At 42.5% G+C, this 17,400-nt stretch carries 19 protein-coding genes; 8 read left to right on the plus strand and 11 right to left on the minus strand.

Features of this window, described 5'->3' with window-relative positions; translation table 11 throughout:
- Positions 1 to 47: 47 nt before the first annotated feature.
- The gene (locus ACHWSC_RS24265; RefSeq protein ID WP_394678504.1) at positions 48 to 1,046 is read right to left on the minus strand and encodes a helix-turn-helix domain-containing protein; all 999 of its coding nucleotides are present in this window, start codon (positions 1,044 to 1,046) and stop codon (positions 48 to 50) included.
- 107 nt (positions 1,047 to 1,153) lie between these two features.
- Entirely contained in the window at positions 1,154 to 1,576 is a 423-nt protein-coding gene (locus ACHWSC_RS24270; RefSeq protein WP_394678505.1) for a hypothetical protein, read from the minus strand.
- A gap of 247 nt (positions 1,577 to 1,823) precedes the next feature.
- On the opposite strand from ACHWSC_RS24270, the gene ACHWSC_RS24275 reads away from it, so the two are divergent.
- Positions 1,824 to 3,149, plus strand: a complete 1,326-nt coding sequence (locus tag ACHWSC_RS24275; RefSeq protein WP_394678506.1) for a hypothetical protein — start codon at positions 1,824 to 1,826, stop codon at positions 3,147 to 3,149.
- Between the two features lie 112 nt (positions 3,150 to 3,261).
- Here ACHWSC_RS24275 and ACHWSC_RS24280 read toward each other — a convergent pair whose 3' ends face one another.
- A complete protein-coding gene (locus ACHWSC_RS24280; protein ID WP_394678507.1) occupies positions 3,262 to 4,356 on the minus strand; it encodes a hypothetical protein in 1,095 nt (364 codons plus the stop codon).
- A gap of 109 nt (positions 4,357 to 4,465) precedes the next feature.
- Between ACHWSC_RS24280 and ACHWSC_RS24285 the strand changes: the two genes are divergently transcribed.
- The 3 genes from ACHWSC_RS24285 to ACHWSC_RS24295 all read left to right on the plus strand — a co-directional run bounded on the left by ACHWSC_RS24285 (position 4,466) and on the right by ACHWSC_RS24295 (position 8,191).
- Positions 4,466 to 6,853, plus strand: a complete 2,388-nt coding sequence (locus ACHWSC_RS24285; protein ID WP_394678508.1) for a TonB-dependent receptor — start codon at positions 4,466 to 4,468, stop codon at positions 6,851 to 6,853.
- A 147-nt stretch (positions 6,854 to 7,000) separates the two neighbouring features.
- A complete protein-coding gene (locus ACHWSC_RS24290) occupies positions 7,001 to 7,441 on the plus strand; it encodes an SDR family oxidoreductase (protein WP_394678509.1) in 441 nt (146 codons plus the stop codon).
- Between the two features lie 336 nt (positions 7,442 to 7,777).
- The gene (locus ACHWSC_RS24295) at positions 7,778 to 8,191 is read left to right on the plus strand and encodes a DUF1348 family protein (RefSeq protein ID WP_394678510.1); all 414 of its coding nucleotides are present in this window, start codon (positions 7,778 to 7,780) and stop codon (positions 8,189 to 8,191) included.
- A 106-nt stretch (positions 8,192 to 8,297) separates the two neighbouring features.
- Here the strand turns inward: ACHWSC_RS24295 and ACHWSC_RS24300 are convergent, their stop codons facing one another.
- The 7 genes from ACHWSC_RS24300 to ACHWSC_RS24330 all read right to left on the minus strand — a co-directional run bounded on the left by ACHWSC_RS24300 (position 8,298) and on the right by ACHWSC_RS24330 (position 13,417).
- On the minus strand, positions 8,298 to 8,822 hold the full coding sequence (locus tag ACHWSC_RS24300; RefSeq protein WP_394678511.1) for a TetR/AcrR family transcriptional regulator: 525 nt from the start codon (positions 8,820 to 8,822) through the stop codon (positions 8,298 to 8,300).
- Positions 8,823 to 8,974: 152 nt separating this feature from the next.
- Positions 8,975 to 9,352: a putative quinol monooxygenase gene (locus ACHWSC_RS24305; protein ID WP_394678512.1), complete on the minus strand. Its 378-nt coding sequence runs from the start codon at positions 9,350 to 9,352 to the stop codon at positions 8,975 to 8,977.
- Between the two features lie 23 nt (positions 9,353 to 9,375).
- Positions 9,376 to 10,008 carry an NAD(P)H-dependent oxidoreductase gene (locus ACHWSC_RS24310; protein WP_394678513.1) on the minus strand — a complete coding sequence of 211 codons (633 nt, stop codon included), beginning with the start codon at positions 10,006 to 10,008 and terminating at the stop codon, positions 9,376 to 9,378.
- A 64-nt stretch (positions 10,009 to 10,072) separates the two neighbouring features.
- Complete coding sequence (locus ACHWSC_RS24315; protein ID WP_394678514.1) at positions 10,073 to 10,516, minus strand: nuclear transport factor 2 family protein; 444 nt, start codon at positions 10,514 to 10,516, stop codon at positions 10,073 to 10,075.
- 132 nt (positions 10,517 to 10,648) lie between these two features.
- Positions 10,649 to 11,656, minus strand: coding sequence for a VOC family protein (locus tag ACHWSC_RS24320; protein WP_394678515.1), 1,008 nt, complete (start codon positions 11,654 to 11,656; stop codon positions 10,649 to 10,651).
- 209 nt (positions 11,657 to 11,865) lie between these two features.
- A complete protein-coding gene (locus ACHWSC_RS24325) occupies positions 11,866 to 12,723 on the minus strand; it encodes an SDR family oxidoreductase (protein ID WP_394678516.1) in 858 nt (285 codons plus the stop codon).
- 115 nt (positions 12,724 to 12,838) lie between these two features.
- Positions 12,839 to 13,417: a Crp/Fnr family transcriptional regulator gene (locus ACHWSC_RS24330; RefSeq protein WP_394678517.1), complete on the minus strand. Its 579-nt coding sequence runs from the start codon at positions 13,415 to 13,417 to the stop codon at positions 12,839 to 12,841.
- 155 nt (positions 13,418 to 13,572) lie between these two features.
- Between ACHWSC_RS24330 and ACHWSC_RS24335 the strand changes: the two genes are divergently transcribed.
- From ACHWSC_RS24335 to ACHWSC_RS24345, 3 genes are all read left to right on the plus strand, one after another.
- On the plus strand, positions 13,573 to 13,866 hold the full coding sequence (locus ACHWSC_RS24335; RefSeq protein WP_394678518.1) for a hypothetical protein: 294 nt from the start codon (positions 13,573 to 13,575) through the stop codon (positions 13,864 to 13,866).
- Between the two features lie 159 nt (positions 13,867 to 14,025).
- A complete protein-coding gene (locus tag ACHWSC_RS24340) occupies positions 14,026 to 14,850 on the plus strand; it encodes an SDR family NAD(P)-dependent oxidoreductase (RefSeq protein ID WP_394678519.1) in 825 nt (274 codons plus the stop codon).
- Positions 14,851 to 14,901: 51 nt separating this feature from the next.
- Complete coding sequence (locus tag ACHWSC_RS24345; protein WP_394678520.1) at positions 14,902 to 15,792, plus strand: helix-turn-helix domain-containing protein; 891 nt, start codon at positions 14,902 to 14,904, stop codon at positions 15,790 to 15,792.
- 262 nt (positions 15,793 to 16,054) lie between these two features.
- On the opposite strand, the gene ACHWSC_RS24350 is transcribed toward ACHWSC_RS24345, so the two are convergent.
- Positions 16,055 to 16,303 (minus strand): hypothetical protein, encoded by a 249-nt coding sequence (locus ACHWSC_RS24350; protein WP_394678521.1) that lies wholly within the window; start codon positions 16,301 to 16,303, stop codon positions 16,055 to 16,057.
- Positions 16,304 to 16,683: 380 nt separating this feature from the next.
- Here ACHWSC_RS24350 and ACHWSC_RS24355 point away from each other — a divergent pair, with 380 nt between their 5' ends.
- The gene (locus tag ACHWSC_RS24355) at positions 16,684 to 17,283 is read left to right on the plus strand and encodes an RNA polymerase sigma factor (protein ID WP_394678522.1); all 600 of its coding nucleotides are present in this window, start codon (positions 16,684 to 16,686) and stop codon (positions 17,281 to 17,283) included.
- Positions 17,284 to 17,400 lie beyond the last annotated feature (117 nt).

The following is a 17,400-nucleotide window of genomic DNA, read 5'->3' on the forward strand; positions in this document are numbered from 1 at the left end:
ATTTTAGGTATGCACACAATTTTTTGTCCAGTATGCGGCGCTAGCCGCTAGGCTTCCTTGTTGCGGTAATCTGTCGGCGAAAGGCCCTTCTTTCGCTTGAATAGCTTGCTGAAATAGTCGGGGTCGGTATAGCCGATCTCCAATGAAATGGCAACAATGGTCAGCTTGCTTTTCTTGAGCAGTATGCAGGCGCGCGCCATACGGGTCTCTTCGATGTAGGCTCGGATGCCTTTTTTGAGCTGTAGCGATACAATACGGTTTAGCTGATGTTTGCTCCAGCCAAATTGCTGACAGATGAAGCTGATGCGCAAGGCCAGGTCATCGTTGTAATTGCGCAACAGGTAATCTTGCAGGGATTGCCCCGCAGCAGCAAGGGAGTCGTTGTCCGCTTGCTGCAGGAGGGCCATTTGCTTATGATACCAGTTGACGCACTGCTCAAAGGTGCTCAGTAGTCCAATGGCATCTTTGATTTTTCGGAACTGGCTGAACCGGAGTTTGTCCAGCAGGTTGCCGACTGTTTTGGATAGGGGGATGTAGGGTAAAAGAAGCGCTGCAGCGCTGGAATTGAACCAGGCCGAGAGCAGATCTCCAAAAGCCGGAAAATGGAGCGCTAAGTTACAGGGCAAATCTTTGTCTATGCTGATGAACATAAAGCGATGACTACCTTCGGAAAATAGAATCATATATTCGCCCGCAGGGTGATAACCCATGCGCATGCCGTTTGGCCTTTCGATTATCGTCTGGGGTAGGCTTCCCTCCCCGTAAAGCTGCAGCCTGCCCTCAAAGAATACAAACAGGCAGCAGCAGGGGGTTGATGCCGAATAGGGAATGCACACCGTTGTGCTGCATGTAATTTCGACAAGTTTGATATGAACGCCAATACAGGCCCGCGACTGTTGCGCAATACGGCAATCGGGCAGGCTGATGAGCTCCCAGGGAACCCCCTGTAGGGGATACTTCACAAAATCGGGCCTGCTCCGTGTTGTCTTGGGCTGAATGCCGTGCTGCGCGACAAATCGGTCGATATGTAGGGGACTTTTCTTCATACAGTTTCATAATTGGTTAATGGGGGCGGTCAGCAACGGTGCCGCTTACGCCGAGGTTAAGCTCCTATCAGCCCCTGCAAAAACTTGGCGTGGATCGGAATAGGAAATTACCGGAGCCTAATTTTTTGGAGATTGCTGTTCTCAAATTGGACCGCTTCCTTGGGCTCACAATAGGCTTCGAACGGATGGTACCTGATCCAGATCTGTGCTGCTCGGGCCAGGCTACTGTTGGTCTGCGATAGGATGATATCCTTGGCATCTTTTTGTGTAAGTGGAATGTCTTTCCAGAAATCGATCGGCAGGCCCAGCCCCCAGCTGTCGGCAATGCACTTGCCCAACGCCAGCGCCTGCGCAGCAGTCATGCTCGCGATCTGCTGGAGCTGCCTTTCGCTAAAGTCAAAATAGTCGCACACAAAGTTCTTGAAATCTTGACGTATACGTTTTATCTGTAGGTGACGGAAGCCTTTGGGAGCGGATAACAATTCTTGCTGGAAGGCATTTACGCCGTCGGTATTAAATGGTTTTTTCATAATCAAGTTCTCTTTTTTTAGGTGAGGTACAAAGAAAAATGCTATTTAAATCACTGTCAAGGGCTATTGGTAGGGGATTTACCGAATGTGCTGTGTTCGGTACATTCGGTATCATTTTTTCTTTTTTCACTGGAGCCAGACCCTAAAGGGGCTAAATTAATAGTTTACACAATTATTAAATCGCTTTAAAAAATTATCTATTGGCTTGCGGGGTGTTTAAGTAAAGGTTACTTTTATTTCTATAGGTATGAGGAAAAATCAAATTTTGAAGATAGGACTATACGGCCTGGGTATATTGATTTACGCGAGTTGGATCAATGTGGGGAGCGCGATCGATCATCCATTGGAACGCTGGAACAGGCCCAATACCCTCTTTTTTATCGGGGCAACCACAGGGCTGCTCGTCCTGTATGCATACTACATCGCCCGGGTGCTGCACTTGCTTTGCTATACCAGATCCGCGATCACCGCTGTTTTTAATCAGCGGCTGCTGGGCTACAGATGGCTGCTTTTCCTCTGTATGACACTGGGCCTGCTAACGGCTCTGCAGCTGCTGCTGGTGACGGTCGTCTTGAGCCAGCACAAAGGTTATACGATTTTCAATACCTATTTTAGACATGATTTTTGGGTGTTCTTTGTGCCCTTGCTGCTCTATTGCTTATACCTGTATCGCCACCCGCAGCAGGCCTTGTTTATATTTAAACGGATGGATCAGCTGCAGGATAGTAAGGACAGGCTCGAAGATCATAATACCGTGCTGCTACAGCGCAAACTGGAGTTAAAACAGGAGAATAAACGCCTTATTGCGGAGATTGAACAGGTACGCAGCACGATTCAGCAGGGAGAGCAACGACAGGCAGACCTGATCGCGCAGCGCAGGAGCCTGCTCACGGCCAATGCCGATCTGCGCAGGCAGGAGCGTACCCTGCAGGAACAGATGGAACAGCTGCTACAAAGGCAGGCTGAACTCGCTGAGGAAATCAGCCTGCTGCAGTCGGGCATGGATAGCCCGGGGCTTCCCGATAGCCACCTGCTGACCGCCTGGCAGGAGCAGCGGAGCATGCCCGCATTACGGGCATATATCCACTCGTTGGAAGCGGCAGCGGGATCTGAGAAAAGTTGTGAGCTTCCAGTTCACCGGGTTGTGCTCTGCTACCGCAAGAACCGTTGTTTTTTTATATTCGGCAGCGATGGCGAGAAGCAGATGATCTCCGACAGGGCCGGCCGGATGCTGATTGCTTCGGACTGGTTGGTGAAGGTGAGCAGCACCCATTACATCAACATGCTTTTTTGTGTCAATCAGCTACAGAAATATGAGGCTGGCCGGGACAAGGAGGGCGCTAAAATGGTGCTCCTGGATCCTGCTGTCCGGGCTTCCATAGAAACTGTGCTGCCTGCCGCACAGCTCAATAGCATGCTGGAGGTGTCGCGTCGCCTGCGCGAAAGATTCTACAGTTTTTGGGAACATAGTAACCTTCTGAATTTGGACGAAAATGGATTGTTTTTAACTTTTCGGATCAACGCCTTATCCTTTAACCAGGGTAAACCAACTATCAAACCACATGATCGGTAGATGGAACAATAGGAGGCGAAAATAATACGTGATGGCATAAATGATAAAAGCGCACTCCTGCAGTGCGCTTTTATCATTTGTTTGGCTTGGGGAGGAAACCAGGATAGTACGATTATCCTTCAGACATGGCTAAAGTGAGGCTAGCCGTAAATTCTAGCCCCGCCGTTGTTACAGCCTTTGTGGTCACCTTATAGTTGCCAGCTTTCAAACTGTCGCTCTTTTTCACGGAAACAACGCCTGTTTGGGCATTTACACTAAACAGCTTTTCGCTATCTGTAAATGCCTGTCCATCTTTTTGTATGGAAACCAGTTCAAAAGCAGATTTATATTTTTCGGGATACAGGGTTGGCGCTGCAGAGACATAACCATTTGAGAGACCGATATGTATCAGACTAAAGTCTATGGTCAAGTTTAGATCGGGATAATATTGCCCAAACAAAAATTTAATCTGTGGAATCAGAATGACCCTGAAAGTAGTGGCGGCGACAGGAAAACCATCTTTTCTAAGTTCGGGAGTCAAATCGAACGACTTTTCAGCTTTTTTTTCCGGATCGCCCGCATCCTTTGCTAATTTGATATGCGTACCCGTTATTGAAGCAATGTTTTCTTGTCCATCCTTTTTAACCAAATTAAAGCTCGCGCCTGCAGTTGGTAGGCCGAGCGGATCGATTTCAAAATCAGTAGATTGGTCGCCATACAGTACATACGAATAAGGTAACTCGTTGCCATTTTTTAGGCCTTTGATAGCAATAGATCCAGCTGTTATCTTGAGCGAAAAACTTTCTTTCCCTACAACTTTGCCCTGAGATTCTTTGGCTATGACAGTGACTTTATAATCATCGGGAATCCGTGCGCTGCTCGATTGAGCTCCGTTTGGATAGAGTAGGGAACTGTTGATCAGTATGTTTTGTTTTTCACTGTCAAATTTGATGGCTTGGTTCAATTTATCACTGAGTTTAACCCCGTTGCCCAAATTGATGTCTGCAATCTGGGAAAAGTCAAAGCTGAACGTAAGTCCTGCTTTTGCAGATAGGTCTTTCGGCAGATTAATTTCCTGTGTTTCGCCATAGCGAAGGCTGACCTGCGATGGTAACGAAAGCGAGATTTCAGTGGGCGTAGGCGCTGTTTCCTTTTTACAGGATGATGCAGCTCCGAGCATCAGAATCAGTGCCCCGGCAAGGACGATTGGTTTGTTGATGTATTTCATGTGCAGTAAATTTTTGACGAAGGTAATGATTGTAAATTATTAATGCAACAATATTGCATTTGTTGTTATCTTTTTTAATTTTGCAGCTCAAACAGAAATAGGCTACAGGATGATACGGTATCAGAAACAAGTTTTTTTAGCATCTCTCGTGCTATTAGCGATCACAAAAACTGCACATGCGCAGCGTAAACCAACAGTGGATACATTGCGAAGCTATACACTTCCGACCGCGGAGACCACTGGCTTTGCACCGGGCTATGGGCAAAAGACGAGGCTGGATCGAAAGCAGCTCAATCGTATACAGGCACAAACGCTTGGTGAAACATTGAGCCATATCGCTGGGATACAAAATGCTTCTTTTGGCCCCAATTCTGGTATGCCCATGATACGGAGTCTAAGTGGTAGCAGGGTAAGTGTGCTGTCCAATGGGCTTTCGATCAATGATTTATCGGGTATCAGTCCAAACTTAAACCCCAATTTCGATATGGACAATCTACGCGAAATAGAATTGTACAAGGGTGCTGCGACTGTATTATTCGGCGGAAAGGCCATTGGTGGAGCGGTCAATGTTAAAGACAACACCATTCCGATGAATCGTCTGCCCAAGCAGATTGCAGGTCAGGCCAATGCGGAGTTAGGAACGAATAATGGCAATAGCCAATCGCTGGCTTTCAATGCAAACATTGGAAAGTACTGGGTGGGACATATTGGCGCAATGAGGCTCAGGCACGGAAATCTCAAGATCCCGGGCAATACAAAAGCAGCCATTGCTTATGATCCAAAGATCGATCATTTGACCGCCGCAATGGCACAGGTAAATGTCGATCGGGAGACCATTCGAAATCTGACGCTATATCCCTATTTGAGCCAGTTCGTGATCGAGCGTATGGGCGATCCAAAGTGGGGCTTATCGGAGGCCGATCTGTATACCTTTGAAGATTATTCATTTATCAATGGATCAAAGGTCCTAAATCCCCACAATGACAAATATGTCGCTGGGCAGGATCCCAACACGCCACTTTACACTGAAGTCGTTCATGGGATTACAGATTACGCACCGGTCAAGCGTGGCGTGATGCCCAATAGCCACGCCGAGAGAAATGCTGTCAACGCAGGAGCCAGCTATATCAGAGACAACTTTCAACTGGGTCTGGGGCTTTACGCGCTTGAAAGCTATTATGGTATTCCGGGTTTTGGGCAGCGCAACAAGCCTGTCCATAGTCACACGACAGTTTGGACCCCGATATATGAACCGATTAATACGCGCAGCTATTCATATGCCTGGCAGGTAGAATCTGCTTTTAAGCCAAAAACACAGTTGATCTCGGCGGTTAAATTTAATTACCGCGGTGAGGTATCAGACGACCGGGAGCTCTTGGGCAGGTACCGTGTCAATAAGTTCGATAGTGAGCGTCATGCGCTTCGATCGGAGATAACGCAACGGTTCAACCGTTTTTGGTTTGGGACGAGTGGGGTTGATTTTTCAGTTGTGACCTTAAAGGGAGAAGGCGATCGGCGTTATATCCCCAATAATCTGAGTCGGGAAGGAGGTATCTTTACCTTGCAGACAATAGAACTTAATCCAGTTGCCCTTCATGTAGGTTATCGGCACGACTGGGTTGCGCGGCGTACATTGAGCGATCCCACTTATCAGCGCAGCAGGGGGATGGCCGGAGGTGATCTTTCAGCCCGAGATTTTAGCTTAAACCATTTTTCGGGAGATATCAAGTATTCAATTTTTGACATGGCCTATGTACAAGCTACATTTTCACACGCAGAACGCGCACCGGGGGTAAATGAACTTTATGCCGGAAATGATCATTTTGCAATCCTGGTAGAAGAAAATGGAGATGATCGACTGAACAAGGAAAGCTCAAATTCCTATGAGTTATCCGCAGGGGTAAAATATGAAGGATTCAAATTATCGGCGACGCATTACCGCAGTTTTTTTAAAGATTACCTCTATTTGGCCCATACAGGCATTTCTCGTTCTGGAGGTTTTTTGGTCAAGGAATGGCGTGCTTCAGATACCGAAATTCAGGGCTGGGAGCTAGAGGGAGGCTATACCTATGCATGGGCAAAAGATTGTCATGTAGCGTTAAATGTTTTCGCTGATCTCGTCAAAAATATAAATACTTCGGATGACAACATGCGCAAATGGGCAGAAGGTGACTTTATGCCCAACCTACCAACCAGTAGGTATGGAATGTCGGCTGCACTTCACTATAAAAAGTTTTTTGGGAACGCCAATTTTGATCAGTACCTGAAACAACGTTATTTGGGTAAAAACATCAATATTGAGCCGCCGATGCCAGCTTATTCTTTGTTAACAGGACAATTAGGTTATAAGGTAAATCTAAAAAAGTATGAGTTTGTCTATTATATTTCGGGAAATAATCTATTGAATGTAGAAGCACGTCCGCAAAATTCCATACTCAAATATCTTGCCCCCCTTCCGGGACGGAATATTTCCATTGGATTGAAGCTAGTACTCTGAAGAATTTGGTTTAATCGTCAAGCGTATGACATTGAAATAGGGTATACCTCTATCTTATATCCGCTTTGCGCAGGCATTATATAACAGACATTCGATATGATCAATACTTGGGGTTGTGTTCGTACCTGCTTCGTACCACCTTCGGAAATGGACGCTAGGGTAACCAATATTGAACCATTGCTGACCAGATATTTCCTGTTCAGGGTCTGTTCAACAACTGTACAGCACCTGTTCAATATCTGTTGCTTGTCCGAAGCAGGTACGAACCTGGTCCGAAGCAGAGGTCAAACTAGGTCCTTATTTTCCGGAGATCGCTTTAGCACTTCAGCACAGGAAGCTGTCCGATCGGACGGCTTAACTCCGGACGGTGTTGCCAGAGCGGTAGAACAGATTGCGTTCTCAAATCAGCTGGAAGTTGAATCGATGAAGCGTGCGATCATTGATCAGTCTAATCCGCACATTCTCCTCCAGCGATTCATTGATCCGCAGGAAATCGCAAACCTGGCTGTTTATCTTTCCAGTCCGCTTTCGGTTGCTACCAACGGATCCAGTCTTAGAGCCGACAGCGGTGTGCTGAAGGTGCTGTAGGTTGGAAGGCCATTTTGGACGGATTGATGTATGGCCACAATAGATTTGCTAATAAAGGACTTTTGCGATATTCTCCCTCTACTTGGGGAGGCGTTAATTTTACCGCTGCTGTTTATAGGTTGAGAACCTTTTATCGACCAATGATTGTGGGGGCTTGACGCTGTTAAATCCATCAAGTTAAAATTATTCTTGAAACACAGACAGACAGGTTTGTCTGTGTTGTTTTTTTGTTATACATTTGTCTATAGCAATTGAGTAATTGATTAGAGAATTAAAGGAAATAAAGATCGGTTGTTCATGCATAACAAATAATTAGCACAATTAAATTTTAAAAAAATGGAACAGAAACACCCGCTACCACCGTTTACATTTGAAACTGCATTGGTAAAAATTCAAGCTGCAGAAGATGCTTGGAACACGCAGGATCCAGTGAAAATTTCAAAAGCTTATACAATTGACAGCGAATGGAGGAATAGAGACAAATTTGTCAATGGAAGAGAAGCCATCGTTGAGTTTCTTTCTGAAAAGTGGAAAAGAGAGTTGAACTATAAACTTAAAAAAGAATACTGGGCGCATACCGATAACCGTATTGCTGTGAGATTTGAATACGAGTATATGAACGAGGATGGTCAATGGTTCAGGGCTTATGGTAACGAAAACTGGGAATTTGACGAAAACGGCTTAATGAGAAAACGCTATGCAAGTATCAACGACTTAGCGATCGATGAAGAGGATCGCAAATTTAAATAGGCATGATTTGTATAAGTGGAACTAGTAACAAAAGTGCTCGGATTATCTAGTTCCACTTATTTCAAATTCCAAAGTCACTTGTTTACCACTATAAGTGACTTTTTTTCTAAACCAAACGGTCGACAATCATCTTTGAACGTTCGATCAATTGATTTGATTTAAACATTTTGCTTTCCATAATGGAGCTTTCAAATAGCAAATAGATATGTTCTGAGATATTTTCCTCACTTATAAGTGAGGAAAAATAGTCCCTCAGATCTTTTTTGTGCTCCTGAATTACTTTCAAGATTTTAATATTATCGTTGGGTATTTCTGCAAGGATATTTAAGAAACTACATCCTCTAAAATCCTCCTTTGCGTTCATATGGATCAAAAAGTCGAAGGAGGAAATAATTTTTGATTTTACGTCAGTTTTGTCATTTGTGAAATTGTACAGCTGATCAAACCAATACTTGTGTCTTGCCTCCAAGAATGCGGCACAAAGGTCCTCCTTAGATTTGAAATGCTGATAAAAACTTGCCTTGGCGACATTTGCTTCAGAAATAATCTGATTTATTCCAGTTGAATTATAGCCCTGATTAGCAAAAAGGTCAAGTGCTTTGTCCAGAATCCTTTCTTTTGGTAATGACATTATGCTTATTATTTAAGTATACAAAGATAACACTTTAAAATCGCAAATAGACAAACTGGTCTGTACTTTTGTCTCATATTGATGATTGGGACTATCGCATTACAATTTTGATTTTTTACATTAAAATGTATAGGCTTTCATTGAAATCTTAATCATACCTTTCCGCGCGGGTCGTCGATATGAATTTTTGAAACGTCGTAGCGAACTCCCTCGCGGTCAAGAATTCTGACGTTTTTCACCACCGTACTCAAAGCTTTCAGAAACGTTTCCGAATTTTCGTGACGTTCGTAAGCTTCTTTATCTTTCCAGCCTTCCAGAAGATGAAATGTATTTTCATCGGTCAAGTCTTGTGAAAAAGCATAATAAATACAGCCCTCCAGTTCGTTTGCGGCAATCATTTCTGGAATAACGGCATCAATGAAAACCTGTCTGTCATCGGGATGTACTTTGTAGTAAGCGCTCACCGTAATTCCTGTGGTTTGTGTTTTATCGTGATTAGTGGATGTTCCAATTTTTTGTGAATGATTCATATTATTTTATTTAAAATTAGTTATTAAAGAAAGGTCACAAACTCTTCAAAGGGTTTGCGTACTTTTTCCAGTTTAAGATTCCAGTCATTTTCCGCATCTCTGTAACCTAAAGCCAATAGCATTGAGCTTCTTAAACCTTTGGATGGAAGTTTCAAAAATTCGTCGAGCGCTAACGGGTCAAAACCTTCCATTGGTGTAGAGTCTATTCCCTCGGAAGCCGCTGCAACAATCGCTAAACCCAATGCAATATTCGCCTGCTTGGCTGCGTGATGAAAGTTGTCCTCGATACTCATATTTCCGAAAAATTGCTTTGAATATTCTCTTTGTTTGTCATATTTAGCAGAATCAACGTTGCGTTTTTCCGTCAGATAATCGAATACATGATCGATTCTCTCTTTAGCATATTCGTCCCAGACTGCAAAAACCAAAAGATGCGAAGATTCTACAATCTGAGGCTGATTCATAGCAATGGGCAATATTTTCTTTTTGATTTCGGGGTCACTGATAACGATGATTTCGTAAGGCTGCAATCCAATTCCAGAAGGAGCCAGGTGAGCCGCTTCCAAAATGTTATTGATTTTTTCAGAAGAAATTTTCTCTCCCGTCATTTTTTTTGTGGCATATCTCCAGTTCAGTAAGTCTATTATATTTTTCATTTGATTTTAGTTGTCAAACAAGGCAAATGATGGGTTATCACTTGCCTTAATGATTTTAAAGTATTTAGAAGATGCCCAATTGACCTAAAAGTATCGTTGCGGCTGTGTAACAATGAAATGATTTTATTTTTCCATTCTCGATTTTGAAAACATCACAACAAGGGGTCTGCATGGTTTTATTTGTCGGGGGAATAGTTCCGGAAGGTAACTCAAGCGGGCCTTTATGAGTTCCGTTTAAAGATAATTCCACGACTACTGTGTTCTCACTTTCCAAGACATATAGATCATACAATTCCCTGTGCATGTCCGGAAAAGCTGTTGCGTAAACATCTACAGTTTTGCCGATGTCTTGTCCATAATACTTGGTTCCTGCAGATACGTCCCAGAAATAGCCGTCTTCTGCAAAAAGATCGACAAAACCTTGTGTATCCTGTTCTTCTGCGATTCTGTACAATTCACGGATTAGTGTTTCGTTGGCTGAATTTGGATTAATTACTGATGATTTCATACTATTTTATTTTAAATGTTAAAAATGGAGTTTGATTAAATTTTTGGATAATTGAACAAGAAGCTTGTTGATGAATCCTCATTCATCGATTTGTTTATATTTAAAGTTTGTTTAAGATTTTAAGAGAGAAAACTATTTTTTGCCGTCTACAAAAACGTATAGTTTTACAGCTTTACCCTTTTCAAAAACGAATAAATCCATTCCTGTTACGGCATCTGGTTTTTCAGGAGTTCCGTTTTGCCAGTAGAGTCTTGCAATGTTATGATTAACCTCTATCGCTTTGATGTGAGAAAATTTAGAATTTGGACTTTTCTGTTGCAATCCGTCCACAAAACCATTGATTTCTTTGTGACCGACAGCGATAAAGTGACTGTCTACCATTTCAATATTGTCCGCATAGATTTTTGCCATCAAAGCTTCACGTTTTTTAAGGTCTCTCTCGTTCCATATCGCTAAATGTCCTTCTACTAAAGATTTAATTTCATTTTCAGAAAGTGGTTTTGAATCTGATTTTTCAGTTTGGTTTTTCAAAGCATCTTTAGGTGACCATAAAATCGTTGCTGGATTTTTTTTCTCGTAGCCTTTTCCGTTCGGGTAAGAAACCAATTCCATTTTAGACCCCCAAGGTGTTACAAAATAGACCCAAGTTTCACCTTCTGTATCTCCTGATGGCATCAAAAACGGTTCTCCCAAGAATTGTACGCCTTTGCTTTTAAGATAAGCTACACTTTTGTTGATATCATTTGTATAAAAAGCAATGTGACTCGCCCCGATATCGTCTCCTCCAGGTTGTTGTGAACTTCCTTTATTGTCCTGATATTCGAATAATTCGATGTTGGCTCCCGTTCCTGCTTTTACCATTTTGAAGGATACTGGACCAGTTTTGGGATTCATATGATTATTCTTTTTCCAGGCGTCATCCAAAGGAATCGGACCTAAGCTTGTTACCGCCGAAAATCCCAAAACATCCGTGAAAAAGTTCACGGCTTGTTTCATATCCGGAACGTTGATGCCCACGTGGTCGATTCCTAGAATTCCTGTTTTTTCCTGCGCTGAAGTGTTTGAAACTGCTGCTGATAATAAAAGTGCACTTGCTACTGCTGCTGCGTTGGCTTTGATTTGTTTTTTTAAATTGCTCATTGTGATATTTTTTTGTCGTTATTTTATAAAGCAAATCTCCGACATTCAGTGGTCTTCTTCCATTGACAAAAGCTTGAAAAAAAAGCAAACAAATGTCAATGAAATTGAACTTGGTTTAAGAGATATTTGAGGTTTGGTTTTAATCTTTAGAAATAAAAAAAGGTTGAAGCGTAAATTCTTCAACCTTAATCTATTTATTTTATGAGTAGTTAATCGCTATATTTAGCGAGCCATTTAGCTTTCAATTCGGCTCTTGCATTGATGAACTCTAAATCTGTTCCCTGTGCTACAGCATCCAGCGGGAAACGTAGCGGACGGGAACCTCCTTTCATCTGAATCAATTCTAAAATTCCGTCTGCAATGGTTTGCGGATTCATATTGAATTCTTTCATCTTACCAAATAATGCTGCTCCGATAGCATTGAATTGCTCAGTTGCCACCGGGTCGTAGAGCTCCGCTATTTCAGGTTTGTCTGCATTGATGCCTATTTTTTCGCCGGTATTCATTTCTGTCGGATAAACTCCGGGCTGGATGGAAACATTGTCGATATTGAACTGTTTTAATTCGTCCTGTAAACCTTCGGTGATACTTTCCACGCCGAATTTCGATGCAAAATAGGGTATCATAAAAGGAGAAGTATGCGCACTAGCACCCGAACTGATGTTGATAATCAAACCGCTTTTATGTGCTCTCATAGTAGGCAGTACTGCTTGATAAGTTCGGATAACGCCATAGAAATTCACTTCAAACATTTGTCGGATTTTGTCCAAACTGTATGCTTCCAACAATCCAAAACCTGAAACGGCGGCGTTGTTTACCAATACATCAATTTTACCATACTTTTGAAGCACTTGTTCGAAAGCATTGGTTACCGAAAAATCATCGGTTACATCGATTTCAACGACTTCTATATTGGGAAGTGTCGCCAACTCTTTGGCTACGGCTTCATTTTTTCCTGAAATGCCTCGCATTCCGGCAATGACGGTGTATCCTGCATTGGCAAGTGTTGTTGCAGTTAATTTTCCAAAGCCTGTGCTTGTTCCTGTGATAAAAACTATTTTGTCCATTTTGTCTTATTTTTAATTTTGTTCTGATAAGACAAAGATGCGGGAACTGCAGGCTTTCTTCCATTGACAAAAGCTCGAAAAAATGCCAAACAAATGTCAATGAAATGAAGCGTTTTTATTTCTTGAACATGTTTCTACGAAGTCTGGTAAGGGTTTCGGGCGTGATTCCAATGTAAGATGCAATCATGTGCTGCGGAATACGGTTGACGATATGAGGGTACTTGTCAAGGAAATTTTGATATTTTTCCTCTGCAGTGAAACTGATGTTCGCTAAAATTCGACCTTGTGAAACGATAAAGCTTTTCTGAATAATTTGATTAACCAGTTGGTTTAACTGCGGAATCTCTGTACACAGTTTTTCAAATGCTAATTTTTCAATCAAAATCACTTCCGTAGGTTCGATAGCGTCAATGTTGAGCCGTGAGGGATTTCCGCTATGGAGGCTTTCCCGGTCGCCTGTCCAATAATTTTCGGGGGCGAAGTTGATGATGTGTTCTGTCCCGTTTTCAGCGATGGAAAAGGTTTTTACCAAACCTCTGCAGATAAAAGCATTATAATGCCAAATATCTCCTTCCTGACAAAGAAACTGTTTTTTGCGGAGTTTTTTTTGTTTGCAGACAGATGCTATTAACTGCAGTTCCTCATCGGAAAGTTCTATTTTATCAGTAAGGTATTTTTGGAAAATCTCGAACATTTATTTCATTGTTATGGAACAAAATTAATTATTATACGCTAATAATTGGTTATAATTTCAAAACGTATTTATGTGCCTTTATTTCTTTCAAAAATGTGCTAAATGATTAGTTACTTTCCATAGTAATTTTGTGGAAGAAGTCTCGCAGAGCTTATTTGCGGGACTTTTTAGAAAACGTATTTTATGTCATTTTGAACGCCTGTAGCCTTATAGCGAGTATCCAGCTCAACCATATTGCGTTAAAACGGTATTCACGCCCGCGCATAGTACGCCTCACTTCGCTATGTTATTATCGGTGGCGTATTTTTTACTACGCAAAAGATGGCTGGCAGCAGGCGTATCATTATGGAACCATAGGGCACTTGATCTGCACTTTTATGGTCGGGCTGATCCTGCTATTGGTACCCGGTAAAAAAACGGTACCAGAATCTGCCAGCGAGGAAGGCTAAACTCTGCTCAAGTCCATAATCAAGTGCGGTAGATAACCAAACCAAAGGCAATCACTGCTGTAAAATGAGATCTCCGTAAATCTGTGCTATTCTTCAGCTCAAATGAGTTAGTCTCCCCGTACCAATAGTGGTAATTTTGGATAAACAAAAAGAATAACGATGAGCAAAATAGTTTTTATAACAGGAGCTTCCAAAGGATTTGGAAAATTATGGGCTGAGGCCTTACTTCAACGCGGCGATAAAGTTGCCGCATCGGCAAGAAATATCACTGCTTTGGCAGAGCTGAAAGCTGCCTATGGCGACAATCTCTTAGCCGTAAAATTGGACGTTAATAGCCGCGAAAACGTTTTTTCCGCTGTCAACAAGATTAAAGACCATTTTGGTCGCATCGATGTACTGATCAACAATGCGGGCTTTGGTTTATTTGGTACCACCGAAGAAACTTCCGAGCAGCAGGCGCGTGATCAGATGGAAACGAATTTTTTCGGATCATTGTGGGTAGCGCAGGCTGTATTGCCGATTATGCGAGCACAGAAGAGTGGTCATATTATTCAGGTTTCCAGTTTTCTTGGTCTGACCACGATTCCGTTACTGGGTTTATATAATGCGTCAAAATTTGCCATAGAAGGGCTCATCGAAACAATCGGTTTGGAAACGGCACACCTGGGCATCAAAACGACCTTGATTGAGCCAAACGGTTTTGCAACAGACTGGGCCGGAGCATCTGCTGTTCAGACTTCTTCGGAGATTACGGATTACGAGCCCGTGCGTGCAGCCTTTGCGGCGACAGGTGACAACCCTGATACCTGGGGCAACCCAGAAGCTACGGTAGCACCGGTGTTAAACATTATCGATAATGAAAATCCGCCCAAGCGCATTCTGTTCGGTAAAATTGCCTATCAGGTCATCAATGATGTGTATACGAAAAGGCTCGAAGATATCCAAAGCTGGAAAGAGGTCAGCATTGCAGCGCATGGGCATTAAAAAACCTCTAATCCGGTAGAATATTTTTTAACTTTGATAAAATGAAAACCGATGCAACATTATAGAACCCTTACAGAATTACATCTGGGCAATCGTTGGGAAGCGCCACAGCATCCGCTCTTCAGCTTGGTCGGCTGTCTTTCGGACTGTAAGCTGGGGGATAGGGAATTTACCAGCGACTGTTATGTGATCGCGTTTAAGAAGATTAAATCCGGCAATCTGATGTACGGCCGTACGCGCTACGATCACGATAACGGATGTCTCTTCTTTGCGAAACCCCGGCAGATCATCGAGATGAAAAATCTGGAGTTCGAAGAAAAGGGCTATATGTTGATGATCCACGAAGACTACCTGCATGGCCATGAACTGTTCAAGGAAATTGAAAAATACAGTTTTTTCGATTATGAAGTGAACGAGGCATTGCATCTTTCCCCGAAAGAGGAGCAGCTAATTTTGGAGCTCTACGCAAAAATCCAGGACGAATACGATACTAATCCGGACGAATACAGCCGTGAAATTATGCTGAGCCATGTTTCCTCCATCCTGAAATATGCGCAGCGTTATTACAAAAGACAGTTTATCGATCGGGCGCAGGTCATCGGCAAAACAGCATCCAAGTTTAACGATCAGCTTCGGAATTATGTAAATCAGGGCCTGCTGGCAAAAAGCGGCCTGCCCAATGTGGCCTTTTTGGCCGATCAGCTCTTTGTGTCGCCACGCTATCTCAGTGACCTGCTCAAGCAGGAGACGGGCAAAACAGCCATGGAGCTGATCCATATTTTTATGATCTCAGAAGCCAAGAACTTACTGCGCTTAGGAGAGAAAGGTGTTGCAGAAATTGCTTATGAACTTGGTTTTGAAAATCCATCGTATTTTACCCGGCTTTTTAAAAAGCAGACAGGAATGAAACCCCTGGAATTCAGAAAGTATCAGCTGAACTGATTGACGCTAATGCTGCGAAAAGCCTGACGGAAGATGAATTGAATAAGCTCGGCGAATTGCGCAATAAAGTATTGACGGCGATAAAAATTGCTGACGATGGTAAAAAAGTAGCCTGTAAACGGAAAAGGCAGCCACCGCTGGCTGCCTTTTCCCGTTTACCTATTTTTATAGTAATCCTGCTTTGTTGGGCATACCCCTAATGGGATAGCGAAACAATACAGTCTTCCGATTGCGTATTGAATAATTGATTGATCAAACCCTATTAATGGCTTAGCTGCAATTTTCCGATGAACGGACGATTATCAATCGTCAGAATAGCTTCTTTAATGGAATAGCATAGCTGGTAGCTTTCGCTCAATGCTTTTTTGCTAGCTTCTATTTTGTCTTTTTCAACCTTGTCGACAATCCAGGTTGGGTTTAACGGATCTGAACTAAATTTGGTGATTAATACGGTAAATCCTTCTTTCTGAGCACTGATTAAAGTGTCTTTTGTGATATCTACTATTTTCATAGTGAGATAATATACAAAAAAAAATACGAAACAGGGTCTGCTTCGTTGAGTTAATGGCCTTGTCAACCTTCTTACAATTGAACGAAAATAGACCCTCTTTAATGGATCCGGGCCGAAAATTAGCAGGTTCAGCGATCGGTTTAGCTAGCGTGAAGCAGATCGCAAAATAAATTAAAATGTAACAAAAGGCGATCCTGCAAAGGTTTACCAATTTATGATCGTGAGGTATCAATAAGGCTTTGCGGAGTATGTAAAGTCTACCTAACAAGCGCACTTTTTCTGCTCAAAATACCATGCACATGCAGGATGATTATGCAATTTGTGTATATTTCATTAGTTTTGGCAGCTGTGAGCTTATAAATTCTCCGCGACTACCTGAAATGAGCATTGAAATAGAAAATAGTGCAGAATTGGACGTGTTCCGCAAATTATCGGAAGGTAGTGAAAGCGCTTTTTCAGCTGTCTATGTCCGCTATAGTCCGCAGATTTTTACTTTTATCGATAGGATGCTCGGTCTTTCGGATGTCACGGACGATCTCGTTCAGGATATTTTTATAGACCTGTGGCAGAAAAGGGATTTTCTGAAAAATATAGAAAACCCCAAAGCCTATCTTTTCCGCATGGCTTCCAATAGAGTGCTCGATTATCAGAAAAAAATTGCCTCCAGGAAGCCGATTCTGGATTTTGTGATCTCCCAGCAGCCAACAATGGAAGCCATGAGTGAGCAACGTGTCCTATACAAAGAAACATTAATTCTCCTTGGTGAAGCCCTGGATACGCTTTCTCCACAACGTCGACGGATTTATGAACTTAGCCGAAATGAGGGTTTAAGTCACGATGAAATTGCCGAAAAATTAAACATTGCCAAAAGCACTGTTGCCAACCAAATGGCGAGTGTGCTCAAGCAAATTCGCCTTTACCTCGAAAAACATGCAGTCATTTTTTCCTTTGCAATATTTTATCTGCTCACACAATCTTAATTTTTTTTAAAAAAATAACGGTGATGCTAAAAATAGCTTAGAATGAGTAGTTTACGAGGCGGGTAATCGTTGTAGGTAACGATTTAGTAATGGTGCTTGCTGCATTCATCTTCTCTC

The sequence above is a fragment of the uncultured Sphingobacterium sp. genome, assembly GCF_964277905.1.
Taxonomy (GTDB): domain Bacteria; phylum Bacteroidota; class Bacteroidia; order Sphingobacteriales; family Sphingobacteriaceae; genus Sphingobacterium; species Sphingobacterium siyangense.

Excerpts from the sequence above, each read along its gene's own strand:
- ACHWSC_RS24295 (WP_394678510.1), top strand. The coding sequence starts at position 7,778 with ATGGAACAGAAACACCCGCTACCACCGTTTACATTTGAAACTGCATTG.
- ACHWSC_RS24305 (WP_394678512.1), bottom strand. The coding sequence starts at position 9,352 with ATGAATCATTCACAAAAAATTGGAACATCCACTAATCACGATAAAACA.
- ACHWSC_RS24290 (WP_394678509.1), top strand. The coding sequence starts at position 7,001 with ATGGACGCTAGGGTAACCAATATTGAACCATTGCTGACCAGATATTTC.
- ACHWSC_RS24355 (WP_394678522.1), top strand. The coding sequence starts at position 16,684 with ATGAGCATTGAAATAGAAAATAGTGCAGAATTGGACGTGTTCCGCAAA.
- ACHWSC_RS24345 (WP_394678520.1), top strand. The coding sequence starts at position 14,902 with ATGCAACATTATAGAACCCTTACAGAATTACATCTGGGCAATCGTTGG.
- ACHWSC_RS24300 (WP_394678511.1), bottom strand. The coding sequence starts at position 8,822 with ATGTCATTACCAAAAGAAAGGATTCTGGACAAAGCACTTGACCTTTTT.
- ACHWSC_RS24325 (WP_394678516.1), bottom strand. The coding sequence starts at position 12,723 with ATGGACAAAATAGTTTTTATCACAGGAACAAGCACAGGCTTTGGAAAA.
- ACHWSC_RS24320 (WP_394678515.1), bottom strand. The coding sequence starts at position 11,656 with ATGAGCAATTTAAAAAAACAAATCAAAGCCAACGCAGCAGCAGTAGCA.
- ACHWSC_RS24265 (WP_394678504.1), bottom strand. The coding sequence starts at position 1,046 with ATGAAGAAAAGTCCCCTACATATCGACCGATTTGTCGCGCAGCACGGC.
- ACHWSC_RS24280 (WP_394678507.1), bottom strand. The coding sequence starts at position 4,356 with ATGAAATACATCAACAAACCAATCGTCCTTGCCGGGGCACTGATTCTG.
- ACHWSC_RS24285 (WP_394678508.1), top strand. The coding sequence starts at position 4,466 with ATGATACGGTATCAGAAACAAGTTTTTTTAGCATCTCTCGTGCTATTA.
- ACHWSC_RS24340 (WP_394678519.1), top strand. The coding sequence starts at position 14,026 with ATGAGCAAAATAGTTTTTATAACAGGAGCTTCCAAAGGATTTGGAAAA.
- ACHWSC_RS24350 (WP_394678521.1), bottom strand. The coding sequence starts at position 16,303 with ATGAAAATAGTAGATATCACAAAAGACACTTTAATCAGTGCTCAGAAA.
- ACHWSC_RS24275 (WP_394678506.1), top strand. The coding sequence starts at position 1,824 with ATGAGGAAAAATCAAATTTTGAAGATAGGACTATACGGCCTGGGTATA.
- ACHWSC_RS24310 (WP_394678513.1), bottom strand. The coding sequence starts at position 10,008 with ATGAAAAATATAATAGACTTACTGAACTGGAGATATGCCACAAAAAAA.
- ACHWSC_RS24330 (WP_394678517.1), bottom strand. The coding sequence starts at position 13,417 with ATGTTCGAGATTTTCCAAAAATACCTTACTGATAAAATAGAACTTTCC.
- ACHWSC_RS24315 (WP_394678514.1), bottom strand. The coding sequence starts at position 10,516 with ATGAAATCATCAGTAATTAATCCAAATTCAGCCAACGAAACACTAATC.
- ACHWSC_RS24270 (WP_394678505.1), bottom strand. The coding sequence starts at position 1,576 with ATGAAAAAACCATTTAATACCGACGGCGTAAATGCCTTCCAGCAAGAA.